Annotated in this window: 11 protein-coding genes; 1 reads left to right on the top strand and 10 read right to left on the bottom strand. The window is 38.1% G+C overall.

Features of this window, described 5'->3' with window-relative positions; genetic code table 11:
* Window positions 1-7: 7 nt before the first annotated feature.
* Window positions 8-1,054, bottom strand: coding sequence for an endolytic transglycosylase MltG (gene mltG / locus EXN75_RS07810; RefSeq protein WP_134843361.1), 1,047 nt, complete (start codon window positions 1,052-1,054; stop codon window positions 8-10).
* Window positions 1,055-1,361: 307 nt separating this feature from the next.
* On the opposite strand from mltG, the gene EXN75_RS07815 reads away from it, so the two are divergent.
* A complete protein-coding gene (locus EXN75_RS07815; RefSeq protein WP_134843391.1) occupies window positions 1,362-2,033 on the top strand; it encodes an HAD family hydrolase in 672 nt (223 codons plus the stop codon).
* A 442-nt stretch (window positions 2,034-2,475) separates the two neighbouring features.
* Here the strand turns inward: EXN75_RS07815 and EXN75_RS07820 are convergent, their stop codons facing one another.
* The 9 genes from EXN75_RS07820 to ligA all read right to left on the bottom strand — a co-directional run bounded on the left by EXN75_RS07820 (window position 2,476) and on the right by ligA (window position 13,747).
* Window positions 2,476-3,186, bottom strand: coding sequence for a LytR/AlgR family response regulator transcription factor (locus EXN75_RS07820; protein WP_134843362.1), 711 nt, complete (start codon window positions 3,184-3,186; stop codon window positions 2,476-2,478).
* A gap of 149 nt (window positions 3,187-3,335) precedes the next feature.
* On the bottom strand, window positions 3,336-4,574 hold the full coding sequence (locus EXN75_RS07825) for an ABC transporter permease (RefSeq protein WP_022109962.1): 1,239 nt from the start codon (window positions 4,572-4,574) through the stop codon (window positions 3,336-3,338).
* 42 nt (window positions 4,575-4,616) lie between these two features.
* Window positions 4,617-5,417, bottom strand: a complete 801-nt coding sequence (locus EXN75_RS07830; RefSeq protein WP_118115454.1) for an ABC transporter ATP-binding protein — start codon at window positions 5,415-5,417, stop codon at window positions 4,617-4,619.
* 56 nt (window positions 5,418-5,473) lie between these two features.
* Window positions 5,474-6,658, bottom strand: a complete 1,185-nt coding sequence (locus EXN75_RS07835) for an efflux RND transporter periplasmic adaptor subunit (RefSeq protein WP_134843363.1) — start codon at window positions 6,656-6,658, stop codon at window positions 5,474-5,476.
* A 62-nt stretch (window positions 6,659-6,720) separates the two neighbouring features.
* A complete protein-coding gene (locus EXN75_RS07840) occupies window positions 6,721-8,058 on the bottom strand; it encodes a TolC family protein (RefSeq protein ID WP_134843364.1) in 1,338 nt (445 codons plus the stop codon).
* 300 nt (window positions 8,059-8,358) lie between these two features.
* Entirely contained in the window at window positions 8,359-10,347 is a 1,989-nt protein-coding gene (locus EXN75_RS07845; protein WP_134843365.1) for a fructose-1,6-bisphosphatase, read from the bottom strand.
* A 72-nt stretch (window positions 10,348-10,419) separates the two neighbouring features.
* A complete protein-coding gene (locus tag EXN75_RS07850; RefSeq protein ID WP_022109967.1) occupies window positions 10,420-11,040 on the bottom strand; it encodes a deoxynucleoside kinase in 621 nt (206 codons plus the stop codon).
* 23 nt (window positions 11,041-11,063) lie between these two features.
* A complete protein-coding gene (locus EXN75_RS07855; RefSeq protein ID WP_118115446.1) occupies window positions 11,064-11,702 on the bottom strand; it encodes a deoxynucleoside kinase in 639 nt (212 codons plus the stop codon).
* A gap of 74 nt (window positions 11,703-11,776) precedes the next feature.
* Entirely contained in the window at window positions 11,777-13,747 is a 1,971-nt protein-coding gene (ligA, locus tag EXN75_RS07860; protein WP_134843366.1) for an NAD-dependent DNA ligase LigA, read from the bottom strand.
* Window positions 13,748-13,841: the final 94 nt, after the last annotated feature.

Consider the following 13,841-nt stretch of genomic DNA (forward strand, 5'->3'; position numbering starts at 1 on the left):
TATTTTTCTATTTAATACCTCTTTCATTCAGCGCTTTACTGTATTTTGCTGCATTTTGCATATGCTCCTGATAGGTTTTTGCAAAATTATGAGTACCGCTGAAATCTTCTTTTGCACACATATATAAATAGTCGTGGTGCACATGATTCAGCACGGCATCAATGCCGGCAATAGAAGGAATACGAATTGGACCTGGAGGTAAACCTGTATTCACATAAGTATTATACGGGCTCTTAATGTGCAGCAGATTATTGTAAATTCTCTTCAGTTCAAATTTCTTCCAAGCAAACTTGATGGTTGGGTCAGCCTGCAAAGGCATTCCTTCTGGATATTCTGCATTGCGCAAAGTAAGACGGTTATAATACATTCCCGCAACCATCGGCTTCTCAGCATTATTGGCAGTTTCCTCATCCACAATGCTGGCAAGTGTAATCACCTGATTAGGGGTAAGTTTCATTCCTTTCGCCTTTTCCGTACGCTCAAAATTCCAGAAAGTTTTGCTTTCCTTCTGCATACGGTCTAAAAGTTTGTCCAAAGACACATTCCAATAAATATCATAGGTATTTGGAATAAACATACATGCGATTGTAGCAGTATCATAACCGTATTTCTCGCAGACAGACTCATCATAAAGAGCCTTCGCAATAGTTGCACTGTCAAGCATCAGTCGCTTACTGATTTCGCCAGCCAGTCTGTCCATCGTTCTTACAGAAGGTATGGTAAGATTGACAGGTTCCTGCAAGCCGTTCTTGAGATGTCTCCAGGTGATAAGGGCACCATTACCTGGTTTGATAGCAAATCTACCCGTTCTGATATGATCTGCATAACTGGAATGGAGAGTAAGTGTATGAAAAGCCTGGAATGGTAAAGAATTGGCTATCGGCTTCAACTTGGTATAGACGGAATCGATATTATCATCATCATCTATATAAATATATACGGTTTTGCTTTCCTTCGAGAAGGAAGAAAAACAGTAAAGATAAGCAATTCCTGCTATTAACAGCAAGCATGCTATTGCTCCATAAACATACAACTTTGATGTTTTCTTTTTCATACGAATTGTGTTTTGAGTCTATAATGATTTGTGTTTAATATCAATCATTTAAATTGACGTTTTCCCTAAATCGAACCTGAAGTACTACCATTGGGGAGTAACTGTCCTGAATTGATGATGCAAAAGTACACTAAATATGGGAAACGACCAAATTATAGCATTAAAAATAGGTTAATTATAATTTCAAATAGACGAAGCTAACAAGATTTTGTTTAACTTTGCAGGCAAAAAGTAGTATTATATACTCAAACTCAAAAAGATTGTTATGGAAAGATTATCAACAAATGGAATTCAAGATGGTAATAGAATGAACCATACTGTCCAAACGAATCAAGATGTCAGGTTCAATTTCGAAACCTACATTTTTGACTTAGACGGAACATTACTATCAACATTAGAAGATCTTGCAGCAAGTTGCAACTACGCTTTGCGCACTCACGGAATGCCAGAGCGAACACTGGAGGAAGTAAGACTTTTTGTAGGAAATGGGGTAAAGAAACTGATGGAACGTGCGATTCCTGAAGGCTTGCAAAATCCAAAATTCGAAGATACTTATCAAACCTTCCGCAAGCATTATATGGCTCACAACCTGGATTCTACCAAACCATACGAGGGGGTAATGGAAATGCTTGAAAGTCTGAAAGCTAAGGGTAAGAAAATTGCCGTAGTCAGCAACAAGTTCTACGATGCAACACAAGCCCTGTGCAAGCATTTCTTTGGAGATTTGGTAGATGTGGCAATCGGTGAAAGAGAAGATATTCGCAAAAAACCTGCACCCGACACGGTAATGGCTGCACTGAAACAACTTCAGGCGAGTAAGAAAGGAGCGGTCTATATCGGAGATAGTGATGTGGATATTATGACTGCCAGAAATTGCGAAATGCCTTGCATCAGCGTTCTCTGGGGATTCCGCGATTACGATTTTCTGATAGAGCACGGAGCCAGCATTTTAATCACGAATCCGCTACAATTGCGATAAATCTCATTTGCGACTAAAATTAAGTTCGATAAAACTTAAAATCAACAGACGCTTAACCTCGTCAAAAATTATGTACGACAAAAGTTTCTATCAAACTATAAAGCATTAATAAAAAGAGCAAAAAAAATAATTATTCTCTCAAACAGGCATTGCTAATGATTAAAAAAAATATGGAATTTAGCTTTGCCTGTTTGGGTTTCATTTAATACTTTTCAATATTTCGCTTTTTGTATTTTTTAAATCTTACTCTTACAATAAAACTTACTCTAAGAAATATATCTATAGGACTCCATATATAAAACAAACTTTTTTATAAAATTACCTTTATAATACTTCCCTTATAGCACTATTTCAAAATCCTAATTTATTTTATAAGCCTTCTTATAAGTTCTTCTTCTGAAGACTTCATTCATAAGATCTGCAGCTCTTGTAAACCAATATCTTAATCCAAAGTATGTCTGTCGATAAAATCAACTACAATATTCTTATATGTTTCAGAAATCGGGATACAAATTTCTCCATAATAGAGTTTCGTTTTGTCAGTATAATCAAACAAATCAAAATTTGCAATATAAGAGCGGTGAATTCTCTTGAATTTTCGTTTGGGGAGATGAGCTTCCAGTTGGCGCAAATTCATCAAAGTAATGATGTTTCTTTTATTTTTCATGTGGAATTTCACATAATCCTTCACACCTTCCACAAAAAGAATATCATCAAAATTGACCCGGATAGCTTTATAATCACTCTTCACGAACATATAGCCATCTCTCCTTATCGGGTCAGCTTCATCCACATCTCTCATGTAATTTCTTACTCTCTCAACACAAGCCTGAAAATTCTGATAATTTACCGGTTTGAGAAGATAGTCGAAACCGCCAGACTTATAACCATCTATCGCATATTCACTAAATGCAGTAACAAAAACGATACGAGTCTTCTTAGGTAGCAATTTCGCAAGTTCCAAGCCACTCAACTGCTGCAAACGAATACCCATGAAAAGCAAATCAATAGAATGTTCTCTAAAGCCTTTCATTGCCTCAACTGCATTCGTATAGCCACCTATTAAATTCAAATAGGGGACTTTAGCTACATGGCTCTTTAGAATTTCTACCGATTCTATATTGTCATCTACTATTGCGCAATTAATTTTCATAATAGTAATCTTTAAATAGTTAAATCTCCAAGTTATTAAATGTGAGCTAATAAAAAGCCTCCACTTGTTATTAAAAAATAACGTAGTGGAGGCTATAATATTGTCTTTTTAGCTACAAAAAATCTCTTAAAAAACTTTTATTGCCTGTTTTATTCGTAACGAATGGCTTCTATCGGATCGAGCCTTGCTGCTTTTTTGGCAGGATACCATCCAAAGAATACACCAGTAAACGTACATACTGCAAAACTCATGATAATACTCCATGGCTCTATCTGAGTAGCTACGTGGGCAAACTGTTGCAAGGAAACCGAAATACTTACTCCAAGAATCACACCGATTATACCACCAGTAACACTCAGCAGAATAGCCTCGATAAGGAATTGGTTGAGGATGTCTATTCCCCTGGCTCCAACACTCATTCTCAAGCCAATCTCTCGGGTTCGTTCTGTGACGCTCACATACATAATATTCATGATTCCAATGCCACCCACAATCAGAGAAATACCCGCAACACTACCGAGCAAAATTGTAATAGTTGACATCGTGGAATTCATCATACTTGAGATTTCTTCCTGTGAACGGATATTAAAATCATCATCGTCACCCTCCGTCGTATCCGTAGCGTCTTTCAACTTATGTGTTCTACGAAGAATCTGTGTTATCTGATCCTGAGCAGGTTCTGAAGCTTCTTCTGTAATGGCCGAACATACGATTTCACTCAGATAAGTCTGCGCTAAGATTCGTTTCATGACCGTAGTATATGGAGCCAAAACAAGGTCGTCCTGGTCCATACCCATACTGTTATAACCCTTTTTCTTAAGAACTCCTATCACACGGAAAGGAATACTATTGAAGCGGACAACCCTTCCTATAGGATCACTTCCATCCGGGAAAAGATAATCTACAACCGTCTGTCCCAAGACACAAACTTTGGCAGCAGTCTTGATGTCAGAATCAGTAAACATCTCTCCATCAGCAATCTTCAATTGTCTGATAGTCAGATAGTCCTGATTCACACCATAAATACTACTCTGGGTATTATTGTTACCATTGATCCATTGTCCATTACTGCTCACAGAAGGTGAAATGGCCGAAATATAGTTACATTCATCTTTGATAGCTTCATAGTCGGTCTGCTTAAGAGTCTCCATGGAAGAAGCATCTTGACGAACACCTCCACGCATATCGGCTCCCGGATGAATCATAATCATATTGGAACCCATCTCTGCAATATTAGCCTTGATGCTGGCTTTACTTCCCTGACCAATGGCAAGCATGGTAATAACTGCGGCAATACCGATAATGATACCTAATGCCGTGAGGAAAGAGCGCATCTTGTTGGCCGCAATGGCACGGATTGCTATTTTAAAAAGATTCTGATAATTCATTTTCTTATTTTTATAGGAACATCAAAGAAATAAGATTTTAATCTACTCATCAGTATTCTGAGGCAATGCAGCCAGACCTTCCTTAGCAGAAAGGATATGCTGATTGTATTCGTCACTGATAATATGACCGTCACGCAACTCTATATTCCTACTGGAATAATTGGCAATATCCGGATTATGAGTCACAAATATAATGGTTCTGCCTTCTGCATAAAGTTTCTGAAACAAGACCAGAATCTCAAAACTGGTTCTCGTATCCAAATTACCTGTAGCCTCATCAGCGAGAATCACCGCAGGATCATTGACCAGAGCTCTGGCAATAGCTACACGCTGCATCTGTCCACCAGACATCTGGTTGCTCTTGTGATAAAGTCGCTCGCCAAGACCTACAGCCTTCAAAGCCTCAATCGCTCTATTCTTTCGCTCTTCAGGACCTATATTAGGATTATACATCAGAGGAAGTTCTACATTCTCTACACTTGTCGTCTTAGGCAACAGGTTGTAGTTCTGGAATATAAAACCAATCTTACGGTTTCTAAGAATAGCACGGTCATTTCTTGACATCGTTCTCACGCTGACTCCATCAAGATAATATTCACCACTGGATGGAGTATCGAGACAACCGAGCTGGTTGAGTAGGGTAGATTTACCTGAACCAGATTTACCCATGATAGTAACAAACTCTCCCTCATAGATCTTGAAGCTAACCCCTTTCAAGGCATGAACCACCTCATCTCCAACTAAGAAATTGCGCTTCACATTATCCAGTTCAATGACGACCTTTTTGCCCTCTTGCTGTCCTATTTGTTTGCCTTCATGGCTATTGCTTGAAATTTCTGTCATCTCTTGAAAAATTGTTTCTGCTGAGAGTTCCTTGATCAGGGGACTCTCAACTTGGGTTATTTTTTCTTTCCTCTTGGACCAGGTCCGCTAATCAATCCCTGACTTTGCTGCTGACTATCTTCTTCGTCTTCAGAAGCATCAACAACAATTTCTGTAACAACGCTTTGACCTGCCTTTATACCGCTAATAATCTGAGTATGCATTGCATCACTCTGCCCGATATTTACTGAATGGGCTGTCAGCGTATTACCATTTAGCGTCCATACCTTATTCTTACCTTTGCAATCTACGATTTTCATATCTTTGCCCACCGTCTCTTTAGTTGGAGTAAAGCGCAAAGCCTTATTGGCAACACTTAATATATTAGCTTGCTCCTTCGTGAAAATGGTAACATTGGCAGTAAGTCCTGGCTTCAATTTCAGATCCGCATTAGGAGCGCTAATTACCACTTCGTAAGTTACCACATTATTAGTAGTGGTAGCTTCCAGTCTCACCTGCTTAACAACCCCCTCGAAAGTATCATCAGGATAAGCATCTACCGTAAAGTTTACTCTATTGCCAACAGCTACACCGCCGATATCAGCCTCATCGACATTTGCAATAACCTGCATATTCTTCAAGTCTTTGGCAATCGTAAAAAGTTCTGGAGTATTGAAGCTGGCTGCAACAGTCTGTCCTTCCTCTACACTCTTAGAAATCACAGTTCCATCGATAGGAGAGGTGATCGTAGCATAACCCAGATTAGTTTGCGCTTTCTGCACATTTTCTCGGGAAGAAGCAACCTGCTCCTTGGCCTGCCTGTAAGCCAAAAGGGCATTTTCATATTCATCAGCACTTACAAGACCTTTCTTGTACAATGTCTGATAGCGCTTCATATTGGCACTCTGATAACTGAGATTACTCTCAGTACTTGCTAAATTTGCCTTAGCGGTATTCAGTTCACTGATCAGGTTGGTCTTATCAAGTTCAGCAATCACCTGACCTTTTTTAACTACGGAATTGTAATCCACATAAAGTTTATTCACAATACCACTCACCTGAGTACCAACAGTAACACTGGTAACAGCTTCTATTGTACCAGTAGCAGTAATGCTATTCTGCAGTGTATGAGTGGCAACTTTCTCTTGTTTGAAATTAATCTGTTCTTCCTTTTTGCCCCCCGAAAGCAACCAAGCAGCAACTGCTATGACAACCACAAGAATCATAGCAATCCATACCTTACTAAAGATTTTCTTTTTCATATCTCTCTGTGTTCTTTTAAGTTTATTATTTCATCACACCTATTTATATTGATAAAAGAAGATTACTCCACCTTTCCGTTTTTATAGAAATTCAACATACCTAAATTAAGGATTGTCAAGTACTTAGCCTGCAATTCATTCTGCTGAGCTTTAAGGAGATTATCCTTACCCGTACGAAGTTCTACGATATTTTTCAATCCCAATTTGAATTGCTCATTCAAGAGTTCAAAAGAGGCCTTGGCACTTTCGGTAGAAACTTTTGCAGACTTGAATTGGCTCTGATTCGTATTCGCCTGCAACCAATAGTTTTCTATAGTAGAATAGAGCTTAGTCTGTTCATTCTTCAAATCCAACATACTACTCTGTTTCTGAAGATTAGCCTTGTTGATAGCAGTTTTGGTTGCACGATTATCATAGATAGGAATGCTGATGGAAACACCACCACCTAAATTGAAATTCTGCTTGATTTGCGTTCCCCAACCAGTCTTGTTCATGGAAGTAGAACTTGTAGAGACACCTGCATTGGCACTAATCGTTGGCATTTTACCAGCTTTGGCAATATCAATATTCAAATTACTCTGATCTATCATATTCTGATAGCTTTTGATTTCCGGACGATTGTCAAGAGCAGAAGCATAAACGCTATTGAGAGCAGGAATAGAAGCTAAAGCCTGTGAATCAGTAGTAGAAGGAATCACAATATCAAAAGCCTCATCGTTTGTAATTTGCAACAATTCCTTGAGTTGTCTCTTGTAATTCTTCACATTACTCTCAGCAGCAACAATATTATATTCATCCTGTGCTCTCTGAGCAGTAAGCTGAGCCAAATCCGCCTGACTCATCTTACCATTCTTAACAAATTCCTTACCACGATTTTCATTTTCCAGACTTGATTTATAACTTTCCTGGTTTACTTTTATCGCCTCCGTAGAATAGCAAATCTGAATGTATAATGTTGCAATTTGTTCTTGAAGGTTTTGAGCCTGAGTAGCTGAATCCAAAGCTGCAGCCTCGTAAGTTAACTTATTCAGTTTTACCTGATTACGATTTTTATTACCATTCCAAATTACATAGTTACCCATTACAGAATAAGAACCATTATAATAAACCTTATCAACAGAAGATTTGGTGAAACCCTCTCCACTGATTCCGCTTGTTACCCAAGGAGTATAACTTACATTCTGATTAGACGAAGCAGACAAAGAGGGCAACAAAGCAGCCTTAGACTGCAAATAATCCTCATTTGCACTTGCTTTTTTAATTTGAGTCTTTTGCAAACTTATATTATTCTCCAATGCATAATTGATACATTCTTTAAGAGTCCATTGTTTTGCATAAATCCCAGAAGGAATGGTGGCTAAGATAGCACCAATCAAAACTTTACCAAATCTTTTGTTCATATCTTAATCATTTATATTATTATCACTCTTTGTATAATCCGATTTATTTTATCATTTAAATCTAACTACAGATTTCATAATCTAAATCAGATTACAGTTTTTCTCTATTTACGTTTGGTTAGACGAAGTGTAGTAGAAATAAGTTTATTTGCCTAAAGTCATTTTAACAATCATTTTAAGACTCAAATGAAAAAACAAAAAGATGTTATCGGGCTAAAAACAAAAAAGAGAAATATTACAAGCAAATAATGCCTTATAATATTTCTCTAACTAAAGTTTGATAACTTGCTGTATTACAAGTTATTGTTTCTTTTCTTTTTCTTTAATATATCCATGTCTGTAAGCAAAGAGTAATTCCTCCAGATCGTCAATTTGCTTACGAAGTTCCACACCTATATCAGTATCAGCCACAAGCATTCTTCTATTAGACATTTCTACTATCTGGGTGGTACTTTTAATGTCCGTACCTCTCTGGATAGCATCTTCTGTACTTGTAAAAGGTTCATGCTGAACAAGCTGGAAACCTCTGGAGTGATAGACTAACGTATAACCGGCTATACCCGTCTCATTATGATAAGCCTTAGAGAATCCACCATCAATAACCATCAGTTTTCCATTGGCTTTGATAGGATTTTCACCCTTCAGAGTTCTTACAGGCACGTGTCCGTTGATGATATGTCTATTAGAACCTACCACTCCGAAGGCATCAAGAATATGGTCTATCACTTCTTCATTATCACGAAGCTTGAAATAATATCCCTTTTCTTCAACATGGGTCTCCTTATCTGCAATAAAATATCGCTCAAATGTAGCCATTTTACTCTTGTCAAAGAGAGGACTGTCTGGACCGCACCACAGATACAAGAAATAGTCAATCGCATAATCTCGCTCCTCTGGCGCAGAATCCTGCTGGAAAGCAGTACGAATCTGCATACCCGTATGGTGCATTAAGGCTCTACCGCTATATTTCTTTCCAGGAAAAATTTCCACTTCCTTCAAAGAACCATCTTCATTCAGTGGACAAGATGCATGGAACAACAGATTATTATTATAAATTCCATACATACAACCATGTTGCAACATCACTCTGATGTGCTTATGCAACTTTTCACAAACAGAGAATGAATGATGCAATTTGCTGATGAGAATTTCTTCCTCTGGTGATAATTCAGATGGGGCAGCAGGATTGATAGTAGGGAAGGAGCAAGAACTCATCTTGTACGTTTTCCCTTGAAGATCAATCGTTCCATTCTGATAATCAACATGTTCAAAGAGACATCTGTCATTCATTTTCCATTCAGGATGCTTGGCAATAATCTGGCTCTCCACCTTAAACTGAATTACCGCAATGGCCTTATGCATCTGAGCCGTTAATCGCAAAGTTTTTTCATCCAACAGGGAAGCACCACCACTTGTTTTAGGAATAAACTCCATACATGGATCATTCTTGTAAGTCTCCATGGCAAACGTAGCCAAAGGAACAAGATTGATTCCATAACCTTCCTCAAGAGTTGATAAATTACCATATCGCAAACTCAATCTGATAACATTACAGATACAAGCATCATTACCTGCCGCAGCACCCATCCAGAGAATGTCGTGATTTCCCCATTGCATATCCCAACTATGATATTTCCTCATCGTGTCCATGATGATGTGAGCGCCAGGACCTCTATCGTAAATATCTCCCAATATATGAAGCGAATCGATAGCCAAACGCTGGATTACATTGGCAATGGCGATGATGAAATCATCCGCTCTACCTGTAGAAATGATCGTATCGACAATTACATTCACATAAGCAGTTTTATCATGATCTTCCGTATGCTCATGTAGAAGTTCCTGAATGATATATGAAAAATCAGCAGGAAGCGACTTTCTTACTTTTGAACGAGTATATTTGCTGGAAACATCACGGCATACTGCAACCAATTGATGAAGCGTAATATGATACCAGTCATCAATATCCGTCTCATTATGCTTTACCAGTTCAAGTTTCTGTTCTGGATAGTAAATAAGCGTACACAGTTCTCTTTTCTCTGATTCCCTCAGAGTATTGCCGAACAGTTCATTTACCTTTCGCTTGATGTTTCCAGATGCATTCTTCAATACGTGAATAAATGCTTCATACTCACCATGGATATCAGCCAGGAAATGTTCCGTACCCTTAGGCAAATTAAGGATTGCCTGCAAATTGATAATCTCCGTACTCGCCTCCGCAACCGTAGGAAACGATTGCGAAAGAAGTTGGAGATACCTCATGTCTTCTTCGATATTGTAATGCTTCATACGTTGATAATTTGTTAATTCTTGTTGATAATATATTTATAATCAGAAAACTAAAAACCATTGATTCCCAACTTATTCCAATGGGAAGAGACCAAACAGTTCTGCATCTATCTGATCAGTAATCTGTCTGAAATCCTCAGGGTTCTCCTCGAAATTAAGATGGTCACCATCTATAATAATCAATTTACCCTTATAGTTTTTGATCCAATTCTCATATCTGTTATTCAATCCCTGAAGATAATCTATGCGAATACTTTTTTCAAAGTTTCTACCACGACGCTCGATATGGCTCACCAGAGTAGGGATGCTACTTCTGATATAAATCATGAGATCAGGAAGTTTTACCAGACTGATCATAAGATCAAAGAGGTCGGTATAGTTTTCAAAATCCCTGTCACTCATCATACCGATATCATGAAGATTTGGAGCGAAAATCTTCGCATCTTCAAAGATAGTTCTATCCTGAATAATCGTATCATCACACTTGGAGATTTCTACTACATCATGAAATCTCTTATTCAAGAAATAGATCTGCAGGTTGAAAGACCATCTTTCCATATCCTTGTAATAATCAGCCAGATAAGGATTATTATCAACAGGTTCAAAATTAGGTTTCCAACCATATCTTTTGCTCAGTAATTTCGTGAGCGTCGTTTTACCACTACCGATATTGCCCGCAATTGCTATATGCATTTTCTTAACGTTTAAATTGTTTACTAATCTTTTTCGTTTACTCGTGAAGAGAAAAGACCAAAGAGTTCTGCGTCTATCTTATCAATGATGCCTCCAAACTCTTTAGGATTATGCTCAAAATCCATGTTGTCAACGTCAATCACGAGCACCTTTCCTTTGTATTTATTCCATATAAAATCTTCGTAGAGAGCATTGATCCCCTGAAGATAATCAAGTGGAATTTTCTGTTCACATTCCCGTCCTCTTTTCTGGATATTTTTGACGAGATGCGGTACAGAAGAACGAAGATAAATCATCAATTCCGGTTGCTCTACAACAGACATCATTGAATCAAACAATCCCATATAAGTATCAAAGTCACGCTCGTCCATATAACCCATTTTTCTATTGTTAGCCACAAAGACATACACGCCCTCGAAGATACTGCGGTCTTGAATGATAGTCTCGTTACTTTGTTGTATTTCCAACAGATTTTTGAAGCGCTGCTTCAAATAGAAGATTTCCATATTGAGCACCCATCTGGGAATATCTTTATAATAATCATCCAGGTAAGGGTTTTTCTCAACGGGTTCAAGAAATTTCTTCCATCCGTAATGCTTTGATAACATTTGAGTAAGCGTTGTTTTACCACTTCCAATATTACCTGCTACTGCTATATACATACTTTATTTAAGTTTAGATGAGATGAAATCCATTTTTATGATGAAAGAATCATCATATATTAAGAATGGTCATCTCAAGTGAATTTTTCTCTGAATTGTTCCTCTGTGATAATGGAAATGCCCAGTTGATGGGCCTTCTTGTTTTTAGAACTTTGAGACTCTGCATCATTATTTATAAGGTATGTTGTGCTTTTACTCACACTACCAGTTACCTTACCACCTTGACTTTCTATATAAGCCTTCAGTTCGTTTCGGTTTTTATAATGATACACATCGCCTGTTATCACAAAAGTCTGACCTGCACATTTCGTACCCACTTCCGCAACTTCTACCTCTTTGACATCAAGTTCCTTCAGTAGGTTTGAAACCTTAAGATAGTTTTTATCATCTTTGAACCAGTTTACGAACCTGGCACTTTTTTCAGGTCCAATACCATCTATACTTGCAAATACATCATCAAAAAGCGAAGTCTTAGCAGTTTCCATCAATTCCTTAAAAGTATATTTACTTAAAAGACGTTTGGCTACATCAAACCCGCATAGAGGAATACTCAGAGCATACAGCAGATGCCTGCTGTCAGTATTTCGACTTTTTTCGATACTTTCCAACAACTTACTGACCGATTTCTTGCCAAATCCATCCAGACTCGTAATCTGGTAGGCAAAATCTTTCAAGTGATAGAAATCAGCATAATCCCTGATCCATCCATGATTGATAAAAGTGGAAACCGTTTGTTCTGAAATTCCGTCTATATTGACTCCATCTTTGCTTACAAAGCGGGCAAACTTCTTCAACTGTTTAGCAGTACAGTCAGCATTGCTGCAATGTAATTTCTTAGTCCCCGATTCACTCAAAACCACATGAGCCTCAGCACCACAAACAGGACATTTATCAGGAATATTCAGAACGCCAACTTTTTCAGTTATTTTGATGACTTTAGGAATAATCTTATTGGCCTTGATTACCTGTAATTTCGTACCCGCATCTCCAATACCCAAGCGTTCACATTCGCTGATATTACAGAGCGAAGCCCGCTGAACGGTAGTGCCTTCCAACTCTACTGGTTGAAAAACTGCAACAGGAGAAATCGTACTGGCAGCACATGACCATTCTATATGATCCAAAACCGTCTCTGCATATTCATCCTGCCATTTGAAAGCATAACCGGATCTTGTCGCATGATGACCAGTAACAGAACCAGTAGAAGCATACTGGGTATCATCATAAGTAATAACCAGTCCATCCACCGGAAATGGTTGCTTCTTATGGGTAACTTTCTGGGTAAACTCATCAATTTTCTCCTGAATATTCACAGAGGTAGGATTTTCTATGAATCGATGTTCCACCGTCTGAAAGCCAAGCTTTTCTAAATAATCCATTCTTTGCCCCCATGATAGAATTTCCTGATCGGAATATACTAAAGTGAAAGGAATCCACTGGATATGGCGGAGTTTAACTTCATCCACATCCTTAAGCGTAAGAGATCCAGACGCAAGATTACGCGGATTGGCATAATCACTTTCTGTCTCTAAAAGAAAATTATTGAAATCCTCATAGGAAATTACAGCCTCTCCACGGATTACCAAATGCCCTTTTTCTGAAATCTTAGGCAATACTCCCTTGATGGCAGGGGCAAGATGAGTAATATTCGTACCAATATGCCCATCACCACGAGTTACGATTTTGGTAAGTTTCCCATCATCATAAGTAGCAACTAACGTAAGTCCATCAAGTTTCCATGAAATCCAAATCGGTTTGTTACTGGCCCATTTTTCAAGGTCAGCAACACTTTTGGTTTTGGCAAGTGATAAGGCAGGAAATTCATGAGGTTCCTTCTTGCCGGAAATAGAATCCTCAGAAACTTTATTTGTTGGAGAATCTGGTAAAACTATTCCAGTTTCATCTTCCAACAATTTCAGCTGGTCGAACTTGGAATCCCACTCATAGTCGGACATCAGTTCAGCCTCACCATTATAATATGCTTGAGAAGCATTGTTGAGTTGTTCAACAAGCTGCTTCATCATAGTCGTTTTTTCTTCTTTCATAATTGTTTCTTTCATACTTAGATTGAAGTAAGCGGACAAAATGAAATATCAACTTTCAAAAGCCAGCTACAACATATCTAATGCAAAGATACTG

Origin of the sequence: Segatella hominis, from assembly GCF_004535825.1 — a bacterium.
GTDB lineage: Bacteria > Bacteroidota > Bacteroidia > Bacteroidales > Bacteroidaceae > Prevotella > Prevotella hominis.